The following is a 23,683-nucleotide window of genomic DNA, read 5'->3' as shown; positions in this document are numbered from 1 at the left end:
GAGATGAATTAATTGGAAAAATTACTAGAAGTAAAAAATCTATGTGTTAACTTCGGTACTTACGGCGGGGAGGTTCAAGCTGTTAGGGGAGTTACATTTGATCTACATAAAGGAGAAACTCTAGCTATAGTTGGTGAATCAGGTTCTGGTAAATCTGTTGCCTGTAAAACTATAATGAGGATATTATCTGCTAATGGATTTATAAAAGATGGGGAAATTTTATTTGAAAATAGAGATTTAACAAAACTTAGTGAAAGGGAAATGGAGAAAGTTAGAGGTAAAGATATAGCTATGATATTCCAGGATCCAATGACTTCTCTAAACCCTACAATGACTATTGGTAAACAAATTATGGAACCAATTATAAAACATCAAGGACTTAGTAAAGAAGAAGCAAAGATAAAGGCTATAGAACTTATAAATTTAGTCGGTATATCTGAACCAGAAAAAAGATTTAAGCAGTATCCTCACCAATTTTCTGGAGGTATGAGACAACGTATCGTAATAGCAATATCATTAGCCTGTAATCCAAAGATATTGATTGCAGACGAACCTACTACTGCTCTTGATGTTACTATACAAGCTCAAATACTAGAGCTTATAAAAGACTTACAAGCTCGTACTGGTGTAGCCGTTATATTTATAACTCATGACCTTGGAGTTGTTGCTAATATGGCTGATAGGGTTGCTGTTATGTATGCTGGTAAAATTATAGAATACGGAACTTCAGATGATATATTCTATAATCCTCAACATCCATATACTTGGGGTCTTTTAGGTTCTATGCCTACTTTAGATATAGGAGATAATGATTTATACAACATACCAGGTACTCCTCCGGATTTAATGAATCCACCTAAAGGGGATGCATTCGCTCTTCGTAGTGAATTTGCTATCAAGTTAGACCATTTAGCAGAGCCTCCAATGTTTAAAGTAAGTGATACTCACTATGCTGCCACTTGGCTATTACACCCATTGGCCAATAAAGTTGAAAGACCTTTAAACATCGAAAGAAAGAAGGTGAATGCAGATGAGTAAAAAAATATTACTTGAAGTAAAAAATTTAAAACAACATTTTAAAGTTAATAGAAATACAACTGTAAAGGCTGTTGATGATGTATCTTTTCATATATATGAAGGTGAAACTTTTGGATTAGTTGGTGAATCTGGATCTGGTAAGTCTACCACTGGAAGAGCTATTATTCGTCTTTATGATCCTACTGCTGGAGAAGTTATATTTGACGGAAAAAATATATCTGCTAAAAAATTAAGTAGATCAGATAGACATCATGTTAATAAAAACATGCAAATGATATTCCAAGATCCAATGGCTTGTCTAAATCCTCGTATGACTGTAGCAGATATAATAGCAGAAGGTCTAGATATACATGGGTTATGTAAAAATAAAGAAGAAAGAACTAAAAAGGTTTATGAACTATTAAAAACTGTTGGTCTTAATGAACAACATGCAAGTAGATATCCTCATGAATTCTCTGGAGGGCAAAGACAACGTATAGGAATAGCTCGTGCATTAGCTATAGAGCCAAAGTTTATAATTGCTGATGAGCCTATATCTGCACTTGATGTATCTATTCAAGCTCAAGTTGTTAATCTCCTTAGAAAATTACAAAAGGAAAATGGTCTTACTTATTTATTTATAGCCCACGACCTTTCAATGGTAAAATATATAAGTGATAGAATAGGTGTTATGCATAGAGGTAAATTAGTTGAATTAACTACTGCTGATGAACTTTATGAAAATCCTCTACATCCTTATACAAAATCATTATTATCAGCTATACCACTTCCTGATCCAGACTATGAAAAAGGAAGAACGCGTATAAAATATGATCCTAACATGCATGACTACACTACTGAAAGTCCTGAATGGGTAGAAATAAGACCTGGCCATTTCATATATGCATCTAAAACTGAGCTAGTTCAATATGAAAAAGAACTTTCAGCAAAAGAATCTAATGCATAAATCAATTTATACAAAATAAATATTCTTTTCCTTTGAATATATATTATATGAAAATAAAAAATAGGTAGATTAGCATCTACCTATTTTTTGTATTTATATAATTACTCCTACTCCTAAAACTACTATAGAAATTATAGAAATTATTACTATCAAAGGGGTAACAAATTTCAGCCATTTATCATAAGTTACATTTACCATCGCCAAAGATGCAAGTATTAATCCTGTAGGTGTTATAAATCCTATAAGCCCTTGTCCAAATTGATAAGCACTTACTATAATATCTCTATTTACTCCAACAACATCTGCAAGAGGTGCCATTATAGGCATTGATAGCACTGCTAATCCAGAAGATGAAGAAATAAAGAATCCCAGAACTATATAAACTAAGAACATTACTGTAGAGAAAATAACTCCACTCATACTTGATACTAAGTTGCTTAAACTATTTAAAATAGTATCACTTATCATACCACCATCCATTATTATTGTAACACCACGAGCTATACCTATTATTAATGCAACACCTAATAACTCACCAGCCCCTGATACAAATTCTGAAACAAATTCTTCTTCCTTAAGTCCTGATATGAATGCTAATATAAATGTTACAAATAGGAATAGAGCTGTCATTTCTTTAAACCACCATCCCAATTCTTTAACACCATATACCATAACTACAAATGAAACCGCAAATATTATTAACATAAGTTTTCTTCCCCATGTAAATTCCGGTATTTCACCTTCATTATGAGCTTTTAAAAATTGATTTTCTAAATCTTGCTTTTGTGAGTAAATTAAAGATTGAGTTGGGTCTTTTTTAACCTTTTCAGCATATCTAACAGTATATACAACACAAACAATAAGACCTGCAACCAACATAAATAGTCTTATAGCCATACCACTTGTAAAGTCTATACCTGCTGTATTTGATGCTATAACTGTTGAAAACGGATTTACTGTTGATGCCATTGTACCCATACATGATCCTAGATATATAGCGGCTATAGCAACTAATGCATCATACCCAGCTGCTAAGAATATCGGAACAACAATTGGATAAAATGCTATAGTCTCTTCTGCCAATCCAAAAGTTGTACCTCCTATCCCTATAAGAACTGTTATTATAACTATTAACCAAGCTTCTCTACCTTTTAAGCTTCTTGATAGCGCACTTATTCCTGCTGTAAATGATCCTGTTTTGTTTATTACACCAACTATTCCACCTATTACCAATACAAATGCTATAATATCTATAGAATCATATAGGCCTTGAACTGGTGCATTTAAAAATGTAATTACTGCTTTGAATACATTAGTTTTTTCTTTTTCTAATTGTTGATAAGTACCTGGAATTGCAACAGGCTTACTTATAGATCCATCTGTGAACTTACTTAAATTAATTTTTACCCCAAGTTCATCAAGTGTTTGCTGTGTTGCTTCTTTTTCAGTAATTTCACCTGTCGCTGACTCCACCGAAAATACATTGGTCTCAGCATTATAGAGTAATTTAGCATACTTTCCTGAAGGTATAATATAGGTAAGACCTAAAACCAATAGCATAACTATAAGTGTTACAGTATACGCTGTTGGAAATGAAAACTTAAATTTCTTTTTTGATGACATTCAATCATCCCCTTTTATAAAATTTTTTTAGATACCTTACCTATTCTTCAATACTTGAGATAATCCTTCATATAAATTTATTTTTCTTTGTTTTTTGACTTAATTAAAGTATTTTTTTAAAAACATTCCAGTATAAGATCCTTCTACTTTTGAAACTTCTTCAGGTGTACCTGTAGCAACAATTTTACCACCTTTATCTCCACCTTCTGGTCCTAAATCAATTATATAGTCACAAGTTTTTATAACATCTAAATTATGCTCTATAACTACTATACTATTACCTGTATCCGCTAATCTTTGTAATACTTGAATTAATTTATCTACATCTGCTATATGAAGACCAGTTGTAGGCTCATCAAGTATATATAAAGTTTTTCCTGTAGGTCTTTTGCTTAATTCAGTAGCTAATTTTATTCTTTGTGCCTCTCCTCCTGATAATTGAGTAGATGGTTGCCCTAATTTTATATAAGAAAGTCCTACATCCATTAATGTTTCAAGCTTTCTTCTTATATTCGGTATATTTTCAAAGAAGTTAAGAGCTTCTTCTACATTCATATCCAGAACATCAGCTATAGTTTTATCCTTATATTTAACCTGTAATGTTTCTCTGTTATATCTCTCACCTTTACATACTTCACATGGTACGTATACATCTGGTAAGAAATGCATTTCTATTTTAATAATACCATCCCCCTTACAAGCCTCACATCTACCACCTTTTACGTTAAAACTAAATCTTCCTTTTTGATACCCTCTAGCTTTAGCTTCATTAGTAGATGCAAATAAATCTCTTATCATATCAAACACACCTGTATAAGTAGCTGGGTTTGATCGAGGAGTTCTTCCTATAGGGCTTTGATCTATATTTATTACTTTATCTATATTTTCTACCCCTTTAATTTCCTTATGTTTACCTGGTCTTTCTCTTAATCTATTTACCTTACTTGCTATACCTTTGTATAATATATCATTTATTAATGTACTTTTCCCTGAACCAGATACTCCTGTTATACAAGTAAATTTACCTAATGGGAATTTAACATTTATATTTTTTAAGTTATTTTCATTAGCTTTAACTATTTCAATATATTGTCCATTACCTTCTCTAGTTTCCTTTGGTATTTGAATTTGTTTTTTACCACTTAAATACTGACCTGTTATAGAGTTTGGATTTTCTAGTATTTCTTCAAGCGTACCCTGAGCTACAATTTCTCCACCGTGAACACCTGCACCTGGTCCAATATCAATAATATAATCTGCTTCTTTCATAGTATCTTCATCATGTTCTACTACTATCAAGGTGTTACCTATATTTGTTAAATGTCTTAAAGTACCGATTAATCTATCGTTATCTCTTTGATGAAGACCTATACTTGGTTCGTCAAGGACATATAAAACTCCAACTAAAGCTGATCCTATTTGAGTTGCAAGTCTTATACGCTGAGCTTCTCCTCCTGACAAAGTACCTGCTTTCCTAGATAAATTAAGATAATCTAACCCTACATCTCTTAAGAAAGATGCTCTGCCTTTTATTTCTTTTAAGATTTCATGCGCTATAAACTTTTGTTTTTCACTTAAGTTTATATTTTCTATATAACTTATTAGTTCATTAACTGAAAAGTCAGTTACATCCATTATATTTTTGTTATCAACTAGTACAGATAGTACTTCTTTTCTTAGCCTTGCTCCCTTACATTTAGGGCAAGGTTTATCTGCCATAAATTCTTCTATTTTGTCTCTAGAATACTCCGAGTTAGTTTCTCTATATCTTCTCTCTAAATTTACTATTACACCTTCAAATGGAGCTTTGTATAATCTATTCCCGCCATATTTAGATTCATATACAAATTCAACCATTACATTATCATGTCCATATAATAGCTCATTTACAAATTCCTCAGGTAAATCTTTAAATGGTGTAGATAAATCTACATTAAACTTTTCAGCTAAACTTTTTACCATTTTGCTATAATATGTATCATCATTAGTTCCAACAGATCCCCACGCTACTATAGCACCTTGTTTTATAGATAATTCACTATTTGGAACAACTAAATCTGGGTCAACTTCTTTGCTTTCACCTAATCCATTACAACTATCACAAGCTCCAAATGGACTATTAAATGAAAACATTCTTGGAGATAGTTCCTCTATACCAATACCATGTTCTGGACATGCAAATTTAGTTGAGTATAATATCTCATCTCCATCTATTATTTGTGCTATAACTAAACCGTCAGATAATTTAACAGCTGTTTCTATAGAATCAGCTAATCTTGCTTCTATTCCATCTTTAATTATAATTCTATCTACCACAACCTCAATATTATGTTTTTGGTTTTTATTTAAATCTATATCATCTGTTACCTCATAATTTTCTCCATCTACTCTAATTCTTACAAATCCTTCTTTTTTAATGTTTTCTATAACTTTTTTATGTGTACCCTTTTGGCCTCTAACAACAGGAGATAAAATTTGTAACTTTGTTCGTTCTTCAAACGCCATCATTTTATCTACAATCTCCTGTATAGTCATTTGACTTATTAATTTACTGCATGTAGGACAATGAACTTCTCCTACTCTTGCAAATAATAACCTTAAATAATCATAAATTTCAGTAACTGTACCAACTGTAGAACGTGGATTTTTAGATGTTGTTTTTTGGTCTATTGAAATAGCAGGTGATAAACCTTCTATATATTCTACGTTTGGTTTTTCCATTTGGCCTAAGAATTGTCTTGCATATGCAGATAAACTTTCTACATATCGTCTTTGGCCTTCAGCATAAATAGTATCAAATGCTAAAGAAGATTTACCCGATCCAGATAAGCCTGTAAATACAATAAACTTATCTCTAGGTATTTCTAGATCCACATTTTTTAAATTATGCTCTTTAGCTCCTTTTATTATAATTTTATTTTCCATTTATATATTAATCCTTTCCTCAAGTTGCTTAATTTTATCTCTAAGCTCTGATGCCCTTTCAAATTGTAGATTTTGTGCAGCTTCCATCATTTCAGCTTGTAGAATCTCAATATTTTCTTTTATTTCATCTATATTATCAGTTTCTTTTATTCCATATGTAGCCTCTTCATCTGCTACTTTAGTAGCTTCTATAGCATTTCTTATACCCTTTTTAATGGTAGTAGGTATAATTGAATGTTCTTCATTATAAATCATCTGAATTTCTCTTCTTCTTTTAGTCTCTTCTATCGCACTTTCCATAGATCTAGTCACTTTATCTGCATACATTATAACCCTACCTTCTGAGTTTCTAGCTGCACGACCTATAGTTTGTATTAATGAAGTTTCGGAACGAAGGAAACCTTCTTTATCTGCGTCTAATATAGCTACTAAAGAAACCTCTGGTATATCTAATCCTTCTCTAAGTAAGTTTATACCTACTAATACATCAAATTTACCAAGCCTTAAATCTCTTATTATTTCTACTCTCTCTAATGTATCTATATCTGAGTGTAAGTACTTAACCTTTATTCCAATCTCTTTTAGGTAATTAGTCAAATCCTCACTCATCTTTTTAGTCAATGTTGTTATTAATACTCTTTCATTTTTTTCTATAATCTTATTAATCTCTACAACTAAATTATCAATTTGATTGTTTATAGGTCTAACTTCAATTATAGGATCTAGTAATCCAGTTGGTCTTATAATTTGTTCTGCTACGGTTGTTGAATGTTGAATTTCATAAGGACCTGGAGTTGCTGTAACAAATAATATTTGATTTATATTAGATTCAAACTCTTCAAAGTTTAAAGGTCTATTATCATAAGCTGACGGAAGTCTAAATCCATTATCTATAAGAGATGATTTTCTTGACCTATCTCCAGCATACATACCTCTTACTTGTGGTACTGTAACATGCGATTCATCAACTATTATTAGATAATCATCTGGGAAGAAATCCATTAATGTATATGGCTTTTCTCCAGGCTTTCTACCCGTTATATGTCTTGAATAGTTTTCTATTCCTTGGCAAAATCCTATTTCTCTTAACATCTCAATATCATATCTAGTTCTTTGATCTATTCTTTGCGCTTCTATTAACTTATCATTTTCTTTAAAATAATTTATTCTTTCTTCTACTTCTTTTTCTATTTCAATAATCGCTTTTTCTACTCTTTCTGGAGTTGTGACATAGTGAGATGCAGGAAATATAACTATATGATTTCTTACCCCTACAATTTTTCCTGTAACATAATCAATTTCTGTTATTCTATCTATTTCATCTCCAAAAAATTCTATACGGATTGCTTTTTCATCATTGCTAGCAGGGAATATTTCTAAAATATCTCCTCTAACTCTAAAAGTACCTCTTGTAAAATTAATATCATTTCTTTCATATTGGATTTCTATTAATTTCTTTATAACTTCATCCCTATCTTTTTCCATTCCAGGCCTTAGAGATACCATAAGTTTTTTATAGTCTTCAGGATCTCCTAAACCGTAGATACATGAAACAGAGGATATTATAATAACATCATCTCTTTCTAATATAGATGCTGTTGCCGAGTGTCTTAATTTATCAATTTCATCATTTATGCTAGCATCTTTTTCTATGTATGTGTCACTATGTGCTACATATGCTTCAGGTTGATAGTAATCATAGTAACTAACAAAATATTCTACTGCATTATCTGGAAAAAATTCTTTAAACTCACTATATAGTTGAGCTGCTAAAGTTTTATTATGAGCAAGTATTAATGTAGGTTTTTTAGTCTCCTGTATAATATTTGCCATTGTAAAAGTTTTACCTGATCCTGTAACCCCTAAAAGTGTAGAATACTTTTCATCATTATTTATAGCTGTAACAATGGATTTTATAGCTTCAGGTTGATCACCTGTAGGCTTAAAATCTGATTTTAAATTAAAATCCATCAATCTCACTCCTTTTTTACGAACATAGGTTCTTAATAAATATAATTATATCACATAAATTATAAATTTATTTCTAATTTGTTTATTTTTGATATTTTACCCAATATAGGTCAATTTCAACCTATATAAAATTAATGTTTTAAACAATAAAATAAAGACCTCTATGGGGGATAGAGGCCTTTTAAAATGGGGGAGATTGAGTAATTTATTTATTAAGTTTTACATTATAATTATGTCCATATATTAACTTTATATACATTTGTTTTTATTTTTTATAAAATTTTTTATAAATAAAAATCCTAGGAAAATTTCCTAGGATTAAATAGTACATAATATTTATATAAATGAAAAAATCATTTATAATCTATAATTTATTTTATAAATAAAAAAAGATTACGTGGCTACGTCTTACTCTCCCAGGAGGTCGCCCTCCAAGTACCATCAGCGCTAAAGAGCTTAACTTCTGTGTTCGGAATGGGAACAGGTGTATCCTCTTTGCTATAATAACCACATAATCTTTATTTTTTAGAGTTAATACTCTGAAAACTGTATATCATTTAGAGATGAAAATTCATTTCATTCATGTCGCCAACGATATTCCTTCGCTCTCGCTTCAGTCATATCCGTTGCTCAAACATTTATTGGTCAAGTCCTCGACCTATTAGTATCGATAAGCTAAATACATTACTGCACTTACACCTTCGACCTATCAACCAGGTAGTCTTCCTGGGGTCTTACCCTTACGGTGGGAAATCTTATCTTGAAGTTGGCTTCGCGCTTAGATGCTTTCAGCGCTTATCCATTCCGTACATAGCTACCCAGCCATGCCCTTGGCAGAACAACTGGTACACCAGAGGTACGTCCATCCCGGTCCTCTCGTACTAAGGACAGGTCTCCTCAAATTTCCTACGCCTGCGACGGATAGGGACCGAACTGTCTCACGACGTTCTGAACCCAGCTCGCGTACCACTTTAATGGGCGAACAGCCCAACCCTTGGGACCTACTACAGCCCCAGGATGTGATGAGCCGACATCGAGGTGCCAAACCTCCCCGTCGATGTGGACTCTTGGGGGAGATAAGCCTGTTATCCCCAGGGTAGCTTTTATCCGTTGAGCGATGGCCCTTCCATGCGGTACCACCGGATCACTAAGTCCGACTTTCGTCCTTGCTCGACCTGTATGTCTTGCAATCAAGCTTCCTTTTGCCTTTGCACTCTTCGCACGATTTCCGACCGTGCTGAGGAAACCTTTGAGCGCCTCCGTTACTTTTTAGGAGGCGACCGCCCCAGTCAAACTGCCCACCTGACGGTGTCCCAAGACCTGATTCAAGGCCTATGGTTAGGATCCCAGTACTACAAGGGTGGTATCCCAAGGATGACTCCACACAAACTGGCGTTCATGCTTCATAGTCTCCCACCTATCCTGTACATGTAGTACCAAGACCCAACGTCAAGCTACAGTAAAGCTCCATGGGGTCTTTCCGTCCTGTCGCAGGTACCCGGCATCTTCACCGGGATTACAATTTCACCGAGTCTATTGTTGAGACAGTGCCCAAATCGTTACGCCTTTCGTGCGGGTCGGAACTTACCCGACAAGGAATTTCGCTACCTTAGGACCGTTATAGTTACGGCCGCCGTTTACTGGGGCTTAAGTTCACTGCTTCGGATTGCTCCTGACAGATCCCCTTAACCTTCCAGCACCGGGCAGGCGTCAGCTCCTATACATCGTCTTGCGACTTAGCAGAAACCTGTGTTTTTGGTAAACAGTCGCTTGGGCCTATTCTCTGCGGCCATCCAAAGGATGGCACCCCTTCTCCCTAAGTTACGGGGTCATTTTGCCGAGTTCCTTAACAATAGTTCTCTCGCTGGCCTTAGGATACTCTCCTCACCCACCTGTGTCGGTTTACGGTACGGGCGCCTTTAAACTCGATAGAGACTTTTCTCGACAGTGTGAAATCAGCTACTTCGCTACTAAATTTCGCTCCCCATCGTACCCCAGCATTATCTAGACGGATTTGCCTATCTAGACTGCCTCAGTACTTAGCCACACATAACCAACAGTGTGGTTAGCTTATCCTACTGTGTCATCCCATTTCTCAAACGCTTATTGGCGGTACAGGAATATCAACCTGTTGTCCATCACCTACGCCTTTCGGCCTCGGCTTAGGTCCCGACTAACCCAGGGCGGACGAACCTTCCCCTGGAAACCTTGGGTTTACGGCCCGTGGGATTCTCACCCACGTCTCGCTACTCATGCCAACATTCTCACTCGTATACTGTCCACATGTCCTTACGGTCATGCTTCAGCCTGCATACGAAGCTCCCCTACCCATCATAATGATGCCGTAGCTTCGGTAGTACGTTTTAGCCCCGGAAATTTTCGGCGCAGGATCACTCGACCAGTGAGCTATTACGCACTCTTTAAATGAGTGGCTGCTTCTAAGCCAACATCCTGGTTGTCTGTGCAATCCCACATCCTTTACCACTTAACGTACATTTAGGGACCTTAGCTGACGATCTGGGCTGTTGCCCTCTTGACTATGAATCTTATCACCCACAGTCTGACTCCCAAGTAAAAGAAAACGGCATTCGGAGTTTGATAGTCTTCGGTAAGTGCAATACCCCCTAGGACATTCAGTGCTCTACCTCCGTTTCTCTACGCTTGAGGCTAGCCCTAAAGCTATTTCGGGGAGAACCAGCTATCTCCGGGCTCGATTGGAATTTCACCGCTATCCACAAGTCATCCCCGAGCTTTTCAACGCTCGTGGGTTCGGTCCTCCACGAAATTTTACTTTCGCTTCAACCTGCTCATGGATAGGTCGCCCGGTTTCGGGTCTACGTCAAGTAACTTAGGTCGCCCATTTAAGACTCGCTTTCGCTACGGCTCCACACCTGAAGTGCTTAACCTTGCTACTTAACGTAACTCGTTGGCCCGTTCTACAAAAAGTACGCGGTCACACAAGAAATGTGCTCCCACAGCTTGTAAGTGCAGGGTTTCAGGTTCTATTTCACTCCCCTCCCGGGGTTCTTTTCACCTTTCCCTCACGGTACTATGCGCTATCGGTCACTAGGTAGTATTTAGGCTTGGAGGATGGTCCCTCCTGCTTCCCACAGGGTTTCACGTGTCCCGTGGTACTCTGGATCATGCTAGTAGCTTTCTCGTTTCAATTACAGGGCTATTACCTTCTATGGCGGAGCTTTCCAACTCTCTTCATTTACGATAGTGCATCCATGTTGCATGTCCGCAACCCCAATGAAGAAAACTTCATTGGTTTGGCCTTATCCGCGTTCGCTCGCCGCTACTTACGGAATCGAATTTCTTTCTTTTCCTCCAGGTACTTAGATGTTTCAGTTCCCCGGGTTCCCCTCATTAAGCTATGTATTCACTTAACAATACTTAGACATTACTCTAAGTGAGTTTCCTCATTCGGAAATCTTCGGATCAAAGTTTACGTGCAACTCCCCGAAGCTTATCGCAGCTTATCGCGTCCTTCATCGGCTCCTAGTGCCAAGGCATCCGCCCTGCACCCTTAATAACTTGACCAGTTATTAAAAGTTATCGCTACTGAACAAACTTCGTATTCACTCAGTTTATTCCAGTGCTTAAAGTTTGTAATTTTAAAGACTTTTCTTGTCGATGATATTTTTAGAAGTTATCTTCTTCATATATAAAATGATGTCATATCACTAAATGTTATACAGTTTTCAAAGTACTAAAGTACAATTAAGTACTAATTTTGAGGAATGAACCCTCAAAATTAAACAGTAGGTAATTCTCCTTAGAAAGGAGGTGATCCAGCCGCACCTTCCGATACGGCTACCTTGTTACGACTTCACCCCAGTTATTGGCTTCACCTTCGACGGACGCTTCCAAAAGGTTAGCTATCCGGCTTCGGGCGCCTCCAACTCCCGTGGTGTGACGGGCGGTGTGTACAAGACCCGGGAACGCATTCACCGCAGCATTCTGATCTGCGATTACTAGTAACTCCAGCTTCATGTAGGCGAGTTTCAGCCTACAATCCGAACTGAGAATGGCTTTAAGGGATTAGCTCCGCCTCACGACTTGGCCGCCCTCTGTACCACCCATTGTAGCACGTGTGTAGCCCTAAGCATAAGGGGCATGATGATTTGACGTCATCCCCACCTTCCTCCAGGTTATCCCTGGCAGTCCCTCTAGAGTGCCCAACTTAATGCTGGCAACTAAAGGCAAGGGTTGCGCTCGTTGCGGGACTTAACCCAACATCTCACGACACGAGCTGACGACAACCATGCACCACCTGTCACTTCTGTCCCCGAAGGGAAATCTCCGATTAGGGAGAGGTCAAAAGGATGTCAAGCTTAGGTAAGGTTCTTCGCGTTGCTTCGAATTAAACCACATGCTCCGCTACTTGTGCGGGTCCCCGTCAATTCCTTTGAGTTTCACTCTTGCGAGCGTACTTCCCAGGCGGAGTACTTAATGCGTTAGCTGCGCCACCGAGGGGGGTAACCCCCGACAGCTAGTACTCATCGTTTACGGCGTGGACTACCAGGGTATCTAATCCTGTTTGCTCCCCACGCTTTCGTGCCTCAGTGTCAGTTACAGTCCAGAGAGCCGCCTTCGCAACTGGTATTCCTCCTAATATCTACGCATTTCACCGCTACACTAGGAATTCTACTCTCCTCTCCTGCACTCAAGTCTCTTAGTTTCAAAAGCTTACTACGGTTGAGCCGTAGCCTTTCACTTCTGACTTAAGAAACCACCTACGCACCCTTTACGCCCAGTAATTCCGGATAACGCTAGCCCCCTACGTATTACCGCGGCTGCTGGCACGTAGTTAGCCGGGGCTTCCTCCTCAAGTACCGTCATTATCTTCCTTGAGGACAGAGCTTTACGACCCGAAGGCCTTCATCGCTCACGCGGCGTTGCTGCATCAGGCTTTCGCCCATTGTGCAATATTCCCCACTGCTGCCTCCCGTAGGAGTTTGGACCGTGTCTCAGTTCCAATGTGGCCGATCACCCTCTCAGGTCGGCTACTGATCGTCGCCTTGGTAAGCCGTTACCTTACCAACTAGCTAATCAGACGCGGGTCCATCCTGTACCGCCGGAGCTTTGATACTTCTACCATGCGATAAAAGTATGTTATCCCGTATTAGCATACCTTTCGGTATGTTATCCGTGTGTACAGGGCAGGTTACCCACGCGTTACTCACCCGTCCGCCGCTCTCTTCCGAAGAAGATCGCTCGACTTGCATGTGTTAGGCACGCCGCCAGCGTTCATCCTGAGCCAGGATCAAACTCTCAAATAAAAGTTGTCCATCGCTCAGCTAATCATTATCTGAATATCTGGCTTGGTTGTTTGTGTTTAATTCTATAAAGAATTATTTTGTTTCTATAAATTAACCTACTGTTTAATTTTCAAAGTTCATTTTTTCAACTTCCTTAGTTTAACAAATATTTCATTATTTGTCAACTACTTTTTCAAGTTGTTTTTTCTTGTTTACCCTTTTCTTAAGGACAAGTATAACTATACCATCTTAAAATAATATCGTCAATACTTTTTCTTATTTTTTTTTAGTATTTTAATAAATAAATTTATTTTTTTAAAGTATATAAACAGCTTTTTTATAGTTATTAACATTATATACAAGCTGTATGTACGCTATATACTCATTTCATTTTTTCTATACATATTTTATTATATTTATTTAATTTAATATTTTATTTATTAAAAATTAGATTTTTTGTTAGTTTAATAGAATTTTTTACATATCACATCTGCTCTATTTGATTAATTTTTATCTTCATTATTATTAATTACCTTATATAAAAAATTTAAACACATAAAAAAAGCCAGGATAAATTATCCAAGCTTAAATTTAGACATAAAAAAAGATTACGTGGCTACGTCTTACTCTCCCAGGAGGTCGCCCTCCAAGTACCATCAGCGCTAAAGAGCTTAACTTCTGTGTTCGGAATGGGAACAGGTGTATCCTCTTTGCTATAATAACCACATAATCTTTATTTTTTAGAGTTAATACTCTGAAAACTGTATATCATTTAGAGATGAAAATTCATTTCATTCATGTCGCCAACGATATTCCTTCGCTCTCGCTTCAGTCATATCCGTTGCTCAAACATTTATTGGTCAAGTCCTCGACCTATTAGTATCGATAAGCTAAATACATTACTGCACTTACACCTTCGACCTATCAACCAGGTAGTCTTCCTGGGGTCTTACCCTTACGGTGGGAAATCTTATCTTGAAGTTGGCTTCGCGCTTAGATGCTTTCAGCGCTTATCCATTCCGTACATAGCTACCCAGCCATGCCCTTGGCAGAACAACTGGTACACCAGAGGTACGTCCATCCCGGTCCTCTCGTACTAAGGACAGGTCTCCTCAAATTTCCTACGCCTGCGACGGATAGGGACCGAACTGTCTCACGACGTTCTGAACCCAGCTCGCGTACCACTTTAATGGGCGAACAGCCCAACCCTTGGGACCTACTACAGCCCCAGGATGTGATGAGCCGACATCGAGGTGCCAAACCTCCCCGTCGATGTGGACTCTTGGGGGAGATAAGCCTGTTATCCCCAGGGTAGCTTTTATCCGTTGAGCGATGGCCCTTCCATGCGGTACCACCGGATCACTAAGTCCGACTTTCGTCCTTGCTCGACCTGTATGTCTTGCAATCAAGCTTCCTTTTGCCTTTGCACTCTTCGCACGATTTCCGACCGTGCTGAGGAAACCTTTGAGCGCCTCCGTTACTTTTTAGGAGGCGACCGCCCCAGTCAAACTGCCCACCTGACGGTGTCCCAAGACCTGATTCAAGGCCTATGGTTAGGATCCCAGTACTACAAGGGTGGTATCCCAAGGATGACTCCACACAAACTGGCGTTCATGCTTCATAGTCTCCCACCTATCCTGTACATGTAGTACCAAGACCCAACGTCAAGCTACAGTAAAGCTCCATGGGGTCTTTCCGTCCTGTCGCAGGTACCCGGCATCTTCACCGGGATTACAATTTCACCGAGTCTATTGTTGAGACAGTGCCCAAATCGTTACGCCTTTCGTGCGGGTCGGAACTTACCCGACAAGGAATTTCGCTACCTTAGGACCGTTATAGTTACGGCCGCCGTTTACTGGGGCTTAAGTTCACTGCTTCGGATTGCTCCTGACAGATCCCCTTAACCTTCCAGCACCGGGCAGGCGTCAGCTCCTATACATCGTCTTGCGACTTAGCAGAAACCTGTGTTTTTGGTAAACAGTCGCTTGGGCCTATTCTCTGCGGCCATCCAAAGGATGGCACCCCTTCTCCCTAAGTTACGGGGTCATTTTGCCGAGTTCCTTAACAATAGTTCTCTCGCTGGCCTTAGGATACTCTCCTCACCCACCTGTGTCGGTTTACGGTACGGGCGCCTTTAAACTCGATAGAGACTTTTCTCGACAGTGTGAAATCAGCTACTTCGCTACTAAATTTCGCTCCCCATCGTACCCCAGCATTATCTAGACGGATTTGCCTATCTAGACTGCCTCAGTACTTAGCCACACATAACCAACAGTGTGGTTAGCTTATCCTACTGTGTCATCCCATTTCTCAAACGCTTATTGGCGGTACAGGAATATCAACCTGTTGTCCATCACCTACGCCTTTCGGCCTCGGCTTAGGTCCCGACTAACCCAGGGCGGACGAACCTTCCCCTGGAAACCTTGGGTTTACGGCCCGTGGGATTCTCACCCACGTCTCGCTACTCATGCCAACATTCTCACTCGTATACTGTCCACATGTCCTTACGGTCATGCTTCAGCCTGCATACGAAGCTCCCCTACCCATCATAATGATGCCGTAGCTTCGGTAGTACGTTTTAGCCCCGGAAATTTTCGGCGCAGGATCACTCGACCAGTGAGCTATTACGCACTCTTTAAATGAGTGGCTGCTTCTAAGCCAACATCCTGGTTGTCTGTGCAATCCCACATCCTTTACCACTTAACGTACATTTAGGGACCTTAGCTGACGATCTGGGCTGTTGCCCTCTTGACTATGAATCTTATCACCCACAGTCTGACTCCCAAGTAAAAGAAAACGGCATTCGGAGTTTGATAGTCTTCGGTAAGTGCAATACCCCCTAGGACATTCAGTGCTCTACCTCCGTTTCTCTACGCTTGAGGCTAGCCCTAAAGCTATTTCGGGGAGAACCAGCTATCTCCGGGCTCGATTGGAATTTCACCGCTATCCACAAGTCATCCCCGAGCTTTTCAACGCTCGTGGGTTCGGTCCTCCACGAAATTTTACTTTCGCTTCAACCTGCTCATGGATAGGTCGCCCGGTTTCGGGTCTACGTCAAGTAACTTAGGTCGCCCATTTAAGACTCGCTTTCGCTACGGCTCCACACCTGAAGTGCTTAACCTTGCTACTTAACGTAACTCGTTGGCCCGTTCTACAAAAAGTACGCGGTCACACAAGAAATGTGCTCCCACAGCTTGTAAGTGCAGGGTTTCAGGTTCTATTTCACTCCCCTCCCGGGGTTCTTTTCACCTTTCCCTCACGGTACTATGCGCTATCGGTCACTAGGTAGTATTTAGGCTTGGAGGATGGTCCCTCCTGCTTCCCACAGGGTTTCACGTGTCCCGTGGTACTCTGGATCATGCTAGTAGCTTTCTCGTTTCAATTACAGGGCTATTACCTTCTATGGCGGAGCTTTCCAACTCTCTTCATTTACGATAGTGCATCCATGTTGCATGTCCGCAACCCCAATGAAGAAAACTTCATTGGTTTGGCCTTATCCGCGTTCGCTCGCCGCTACTTACGGAATCGAATTTCTTTCTTTTCCTCCAGGTACTTAGATGTTTCAGTTCCCCGGGTTCCCCTCATTAAGCTATGTATTCACTTAACAATACTTAGACATTACTCTAAGTGAGTTTCCTCATTCGGAAATCTTCGGATCAAAGTTTACGTGCAACTCCCCGAAGCTTATCGCAGCTTATCGCGTCCTTCATCGGCTCCTAGTGCCAAGGCATCCGCCCTGCACCCTTAATAACTTGACCAGTTATTAAAAGTTATCGCTACTGAACAAACTTCGTATTCACTCAGTTTATTCCAGTGCTTAAAGTTTGTAATTTTAAAGACTTTTCTTGTCGATGATATTTTTAGAAGTTATCTTCTTCATATATAAAATGATGTCATATCACTAAATGTTATACAGTTTTCAAAGTACTAAAGTACAATTAAGTACTAATTTTGAGGAATGAACCCTCAAAATTAAACAGTAGGTAATTCTCCTTAGAAAGGAGGTGATCCAGCCGCACCTTCCGATACGGCTACCTTGTTACGACTTCACCCCAGTTATTGGCTTCACCTTCGACGGACGCTTCCAAAAGGTTAGCTATCCGGCTTCGGGCGCCTCCAACTCCCGTGGTGTGACGGGCGGTGTGTACAAGACCCGGGAACGCATTCACCGCAGCATTCTGATCTGCGATTACTAGTAACTCCAGCTTCATGTAGGCGAGTTTCAGCCTACAATCCGAACTGAGAATGGCTTTAAGGGATTAGCTCCGCCTCACGACTTGGCCGCCCTCTGTACCACCCATTGTAGCACGTGTGTAGCCCTAAGCATAAGGGGCATGATGATTTGACGTCATCCCCACCTTCCTCCAGGTTATCCCTGGCAGTCCCTCTAGAGTGCCCAACTTAATGCTGGCAACTAAAGGCAAGGGTTGCGCTCGTTGCGGGACTTAACCCAACATCTCACGACACGAGCTGACGACAACCATGCACCACCTGTCACTTCTGTCCCCGAAGGGAAATCTCCGATTAGGGAGAGGTCAAAAGGATGTCAAGCTTAGGTAAGGTTCTTCGCGTTGCTTCGAATTAAACCACATGCTCCGCTACTTGTGCGGGTCCCCGTCAATTCCTTTGAGTTTCACTCTTGCGAGCGTACTTCCCAGGCGGAGTACTTAATGCGTTAGCTGCGCCACCGAGGGGGGTAACCCCCGACAGCTAGTACTCATCGTTTACGGCGTGGACTACCAGGGTATCTAATCCTGTTTGCTCCCCACGCTTTCGTGCCTCAGTGTCAGTTACAGTCCAGAGAGCCGCCTTCGCAACTGGTATTCCTCCTAATATCTACGCATTTCACCGCTACACTAGGAATTCTACTCTCCTCTCCTGCACTCAAGTCTCTTAGTTTCAAAAGCTTACTACGGTTGAGCCGTAGCCTTTCACTTCTGACTTAAGAAACCACCTACGCACCCTTTACGCCCAGTAATTCCGGATAACGCTAGCCCCCTACGTATTACCGCGGCTGCTGGCACGTAGTTAGCCGGGGCTTCCTCCTCAAGTACCGTCATTATCTTCCTTGAGGACAGAGCTTTACGACCCGAAGGCCTTCATCGCTCACGCGGCGTTGCTGCATCAGGCTTTCGCCCATTGTGCAATATTCCCCACTGCTGCCTCCCGTAGGAGTTTGGACCGTGTCTCAGTTCCAATGTGGCCGATCACCCTCTCAGGTCGGCTACTGATCGTCGCCTTGGTAAGCCGTTACCTTACCAACTAGCTAATCAGACGCGGGTCCATCCTGTACCGCCGGAGCTTTGATACTTCTACCATGCGATAAAAGTATGTTATCCCGTATTAGCATACCTTTCGGTATGTTATCCGTGTGTACAGGGCAGGTTACCCACGCGTTACTCACCCGTCCGCCGCTCTCTTCCGAAGAAGATCGCTCGACTTGCATGTGTTAGGCACGCCGCCAGCGTTCATCCTGAGCCAGGATCAAACTCTCAAATAAAAGTTGTCCATCGCTCAGCTAATCATTATCTGAATATCTGGCTTGGTTGTTTGTGTTTAATTCTATAAAGAATTATATTTGTTTCTATAAATTAACCTACTGTTTAATTTTCAAAGTTCATTTTTTCAACTTCCTTAGTTTAACAAATATTTCATTATTTGTCAACTACTTTTTCAAGTTATTTTTTCTTGTTTGCCCTTTTCTTAAGGACAAGTATAACTATACTATCTTAAAATAATATCGTCAATACTTTTTCTTATTTTTTTTAGTATTTTAATAAATAAATTTATTTTTTTAAAGTATATAAACAGCTTTTTTATAGTTATTAACATTATATACAAGCTGTATGTATGCTATATACTCATTTCGCTTTTTCTATCCACATTTTATTATATTTCTTTAATTTCATATATTATTATAAAAAATTAAAGAAGTTATCTTAAATTCTAAGATAACTTCTTTCAAATTATTATAATAATTTAATATTTTGTTTATTAAAAATAAAAAAATAAATTACTATTTAACTAAAACATTTACATTAGTCTTCCTCTATTCGAGTAACCTTTATGTTCATTGTTATTATAATCTAAGTTAGCTATAACTCTTATAGAATTTCTACCTTTATTATACTTTATTTGTATATTATCAAAACATCCATCATCTGCATTGCTTCTTAAATAGTTTCTAACTAAATCCTCTCCTGATTTTATATCTACATCATTATAGATGTCAAAATAAGCAGGAGCAGCTACTTCTAAAGTTAATTTATACTTACCATCTTCTATTTTGTTTCTCATTTCATTCATATTATCCATTATTTGGCCTCCTAAATAACTATTACTTATCATTTAGGTTTTCCATATTGTATTTTTTTATAATAATTTTATTAATTCATATCTAATACATTAAATTTATAATAAATATCTATTTCAATTTGATGATTCTCTAATTGATTACCTTATATAAAAAATTTAAACACATAAAAAAGCCAGGATAAATTATCCTAGCTTAAATTTAAACATAAAAAAAGATTACGTGGCTACGTCTTACTCTCCCAGGAGGTCGCCCCCCAAGTACCATCAGCGCTAAAGAGCTTAACTTCTGTGTTCGGAATGGGAACAGGTGTATCCTCTTTGCTATAATAACCACATAATCTTCATTTTAGAGTTAATACTCTGAAAACTGTATATCATTTAGAGATGAAAATTCATTTCATTCATGTCGCCAACGATATTCCTTCGCTCTCGCTTCAGTCATATCCGTTGCTCAAACATTTATTGGTCAAGTCCTCGACCTATTAGTATCGATAAGCTAAATACATTACTGCACTTACACCTTCGACCTATCAACCAGGTAGTCTTCCTGGGGTCTTACCCTTACGGTGGGAAATCTTATCTTGAAGTTGGCTTCGCGCTTAGATGCTTTCAGCGCTTATCCATTCCGTACATAGCTACCCAGCCATGCCCTTGGCAGAACAACTGGTACACCAGAGGTACGTCCATCCCGGTCCTCTCGTACTAAGGACAGGTCTCCTCAAATTTCCTACGCCTGCGACGGATAGGGACCGAACTGTCTCACGACGTTCTGAACCCAGCTCGCGTACCACTTTAATGGGCGAACAGCCCAACCCTTGGGACCTACTACAGCCCCAGGATGTGATGAGCCGACATCGAGGTGCCAAACCTCCCCGTCGATGTGGACTCTTGGGGGAGATAAGCCTGTTATCCCCAGGGTAGCTTTTATCCGTTGAGCGATGGCCCTTCCATGCGGTACCACCGGATCACTAAGTCCGACTTTCGTCCTTGCTCGACCTGTATGTCTTGCAATCAAGCTTCCTTTTGCCTTTGCACTCTTCGCACGATTTCCGACCGTGCTGAGGAAACCTTTGAGCGCCTCCGTTACTTTTTAGGAGGCGACCGCCCCAGTCAAACTGCCCACCTGACGGTGTCCCAAGACCTGATTCAAGGCCTATGGTTAGGATCCCAGTACTACAAGGGTGGTATCCCAAGGATGACTCCACACAAACTGGCGTTCATGCTTCATAGTCTCCCACCTATCCTGTACATGTAGTACCAAGACCCAACGTCAAGCTACAGTAAAGCTCCATGGGGTCTTTCCGTCCTGTCGCAGGTACCCGGCATCTTCACCGGGATTACAATTTCACCGAGTCTATTGTTGAGACAGTGCCCAAATCGTTACGCCTTTCGTGCGGGTCGGAACTTACCCGACAAGGAATTTCGCTACCTTAGGACCGTTATAGTTACGGCCGCCGTTTACTGGGGCTTAAGTTCACTGCTTCGGATTGCTCCTGACAGATCCCCTTAACCTTCCAGCACCGGGCAGGCGTCAGCTCCTATACATCGTCTTGCGACTTAGCAGAAACCTGTGTTTTTGGTAAACAGTCGCTTGGGCCTATTCTCTGCGGCCATCCAAAGGATGGCACCCCTTCTCCCTAAGTTACGGGGTCATTTTGCCGAGTTCCTTAACAATAGTTCTCTCGCTGGCCTTAGGATACTCTCCTCACCCACCTGTGTCGGTTTACGGTACGGGCGCCTTTAAACTCGATAGAGACTTTTCTCGACAGTGTGAAATCAGCTACTTCGCTACTAAATTTCGCTCCCCATCGTACCCCAGCATTATCTAGACGGATTTGCCTATCTAGACTGCCTCAGTACTTAGCCACACATAACCAACAGTGTGGTTAGCTTATCCTACTGTGTCATCCCATTTCTCAAACGCTTATTGGCGGTACAGGAATATCAACCTGTTGTCCATCACCTACGCCTTTCGGCCTCGGCTTAGGTCCCGACTAACCCAGGGCGGACGAACCTTCCCCTGGAAACCTTGGGTTTACGGCCCGTGGGATTCTCACCCACGTCTCGCTACTCATGCCAACATTCTCACTCGTATACTGTCCACATGTCCTTACGGTCATGCTTCAGCCTGCATACGAAGCTCCCCTACCCATCATAATGATGCCGTAGCTTCGGTAGTACGTTTTAGCCCCGGAAATTTTCGGCGCAGGATCACTCGACCAGTGAGCTATTACGCACTCTTTAAATGAGTGGCTGCTTCTAAGCCAACATCCTGGTTGTCTGTGCAATCCCACATCCTTTACCACTTAACGTACATTTAGGGACCTTAGCTGACGATCTGGGCTGTTGCCCTCTTGACTATGAATCTTATCACCCACAGTCTGACTCCCAAGTAAAAGAAAACGGCATTCGGAGTTTGATAGTCTTCGGTAAGTGCAATACCCCCTAGGACATTCAGTGCTCTACCTCCGTTTCTCTACGCTTGAGGCTAGCCCTAAAGCTATTTCGGGGAGAACCAGCTATCTCCGGGCTCGATTGGAATTTCACCGCTATCCACAAGTCATCCCCGAGCTTTTCAACGCTCGTGGGTTCGGTCCTCCACGAAATTTTACTTTCGCTTCAACCTGCTCATGGATAGGTCGCCCGGTTTCGGGTCTACGTCAAGTAACTTAGGTCGCCCATTTAAGACTCGCTTTCGCTACGGCTCCACACCTGAAGTGCTTAACCTTGCTACTTAACGTAACTCGTTGGCCCGTTCTACAAAAAGTACGCGGTCACACAAGAAATGTGCTCCCACAGCTTGTAAGTGCAGGGTTTCAGGTTCTATTTCACTCCCCTCCCGGGGTTCTTTTCACCTTTCCCTCACGGTACTATGCGCTATCGGTCACTAGGTAGTATTTAGGCTTGGAGGATGGTCCCTCCTGCTTCCCACAGGGTTTCACGTGTCCCGTGGTACTCTGGATCATGCTAGTAGCTTTCTCGTTTCAATTACAGGGCTATTACCTTCTATGGCGGAGCTTTCCAACTCTCTTCATTTACGATAGTGCATCCATGTTGCATGTCCGCAACCCCAATGAAGAAAACTTCATTGGTTTGGCCTTATCCGCGTTCGCTCGCCGCTACTTACGGAATCGAATTTCTTTCTTTTCCTCCAGGTACTTAGATGTTTCAGTTCCCCGGGTTCCCCTCATTAAGCTATGTATTCACTTAACAATACTTAGACATTACTCTAAGTGAGTTTCCTCATTCGGAAATCTTCGGATCAAAGTTTACGTGCAACTCCCCGAAGCTTATCGCAGCTTATCGCGTCCTTCATCGGCTCCTAGTGCCAAGGCATCCGCCCTGCACCCTTAATAACTTGACCAGTTATTAAAAGTTATCGCTACTGAACAAACTTCGTATTCACTCAGTTTATTCCAGTGCTTAAAGTTTGTAATTTTAAAGACTTTTCTTGTCGATGATATTTTTAGAAGTTATCTTCTTCATATATAAAATGATGTCATATCACTAAATGTTATACAGTTTTCAAAGTACTAAAGTACAATTAAGTACTAATTTTGAGGAATGAACCCTCAAAATTAAACAGTAGGTAATTCTCCTT

6 protein-coding genes and 8 rRNA genes are annotated in these 23,683 nt (G+C 40.2%); 2 read left to right on the top strand and 12 right to left on the bottom strand.

Annotated features, from left to right (window positions below):
- The first annotated feature begins 12 nt into the window (after nt 1-12).
- Nucleotides 13-1,038, top strand: coding sequence for an ABC transporter ATP-binding protein (locus tag NWE74_RS12990; protein ID WP_258243428.1), 1,026 nt, complete (start codon nt 13-15; stop codon nt 1,036-1,038).
- On the top strand, nt 1,031-1,984 hold the full coding sequence (locus NWE74_RS12985) for an ABC transporter ATP-binding protein (RefSeq protein ID WP_258243427.1): 954 nt from the start codon (nt 1,031-1,033) through the stop codon (nt 1,982-1,984). Before NWE74_RS12990 ends, NWE74_RS12985 begins: the two co-directional genes overlap by 8 nt.
- Before the next feature lie 93 nt (nt 1,985-2,077).
- On the opposite strand, the gene NWE74_RS12980 is transcribed toward NWE74_RS12985, so the two are convergent.
- The 12 genes from NWE74_RS12980 to NWE74_RS12925 all read right to left on the bottom strand — a co-directional run bounded on the left by NWE74_RS12980 (nt 2,078) and on the right by NWE74_RS12925 (nt 23,446).
- Entirely contained in the window at nt 2,078-3,607 is a 1,530-nt protein-coding gene (locus NWE74_RS12980; protein ID WP_258243426.1) for a YfcC family protein, read from the bottom strand.
- A gap of 99 nt (nt 3,608-3,706) precedes the next feature.
- Nucleotides 3,707-6,532 (bottom strand): excinuclease ABC subunit UvrA, encoded by a 2,826-nt coding sequence (gene uvrA / locus NWE74_RS12975; protein WP_258243425.1) that lies wholly within the window; start codon nt 6,530-6,532, stop codon nt 3,707-3,709.
- Complete coding sequence (uvrB, locus tag NWE74_RS12970; RefSeq protein ID WP_258243424.1) at nt 6,533-8,503, bottom strand: excinuclease ABC subunit UvrB; 1,971 nt, start codon at nt 8,501-8,503, stop codon at nt 6,533-6,535. It abuts the gene before it with no gap.
- A gap of 395 nt (nt 8,504-8,898) precedes the next feature.
- Nucleotides 8,899-9,015, bottom strand: a 5S ribosomal RNA gene (rrf, locus tag NWE74_RS12965).
- A 129-nt stretch (nt 9,016-9,144) separates the two neighbouring features.
- Nucleotides 9,145-12,046: ribosomal RNA gene (locus tag NWE74_RS12960) — 23S ribosomal RNA — on the bottom strand.
- A 239-nt stretch (nt 12,047-12,285) separates the two neighbouring features.
- Nucleotides 12,286-13,788, bottom strand: a 16S ribosomal RNA gene (locus NWE74_RS12955).
- A gap of 589 nt (nt 13,789-14,377) precedes the next feature.
- Nucleotides 14,378-14,494: ribosomal RNA gene (gene rrf / locus NWE74_RS12950) — 5S ribosomal RNA — on the bottom strand.
- A gap of 129 nt (nt 14,495-14,623) precedes the next feature.
- Nucleotides 14,624-17,525, bottom strand: a 23S ribosomal RNA gene (locus tag NWE74_RS12945).
- A gap of 239 nt (nt 17,526-17,764) precedes the next feature.
- Nucleotides 17,765-19,267, bottom strand: a 16S ribosomal RNA gene (locus tag NWE74_RS12940).
- A 533-nt stretch (nt 19,268-19,800) separates the two neighbouring features.
- Nucleotides 19,801-20,082, bottom strand: a complete 282-nt coding sequence (locus tag NWE74_RS12935) for a hypothetical protein (RefSeq protein WP_258243423.1) — start codon at nt 20,080-20,082, stop codon at nt 19,801-19,803.
- Nucleotides 20,083-20,300: 218 nt separating this feature from the next.
- Nucleotides 20,301-20,417 (bottom strand): 5S ribosomal RNA (gene rrf / locus NWE74_RS12930).
- Nucleotides 20,418-20,544: 127 nt separating this feature from the next.
- Nucleotides 20,545-23,446, bottom strand: a 23S ribosomal RNA gene (locus NWE74_RS12925).
- Together the 16S, 23S and 5S rRNA genes form the textbook arrangement of a ribosomal RNA operon.
- Nucleotides 23,447-23,683: the final 237 nt, after the last annotated feature.

The organism is Romboutsia lituseburensis, from assembly GCF_024723825.1.
In the GTDB taxonomy this organism is placed as follows: Bacteria; Bacillota; Clostridia; order Peptostreptococcales; family Peptostreptococcaceae; genus Romboutsia_F; species Romboutsia_F lituseburensis_A.
Note: the sequence above shows the minus strand (reverse complement) of the source record. Positions and strands in the feature narration are given on the sequence as shown.

What these genes read in the sequence shown, in the direction of transcription:
- NWE74_RS12985 (WP_258243427.1), top strand. Translation starts at nt 1,031, where the DNA reads ATGAGTAAAAAAATATTACTTGAAGTAAAAAATTTAAAACAACATTTT.
- NWE74_RS12980 (WP_258243426.1), bottom strand. Translation starts at nt 3,607, where the DNA reads ATGTCATCAAAAAAGAAATTTAAGTTTTCATTTCCAACAGCGTATACT.
- uvrA (WP_258243425.1), bottom strand. Translation starts at nt 6,532, where the DNA reads ATGGAAAATAAAATTATAATAAAAGGAGCTAAAGAGCATAATTTAAAA.
- uvrB (WP_258243424.1), bottom strand. Translation starts at nt 8,503, where the DNA reads ATGGATTTTAATTTAAAATCAGATTTTAAGCCTACAGGTGATCAACCT.
- NWE74_RS12935 (WP_258243423.1), bottom strand. Translation starts at nt 20,082, where the DNA reads ATGGATAATATGAATGAAATGAGAAACAAAATAGAAGATGGTAAGTAT.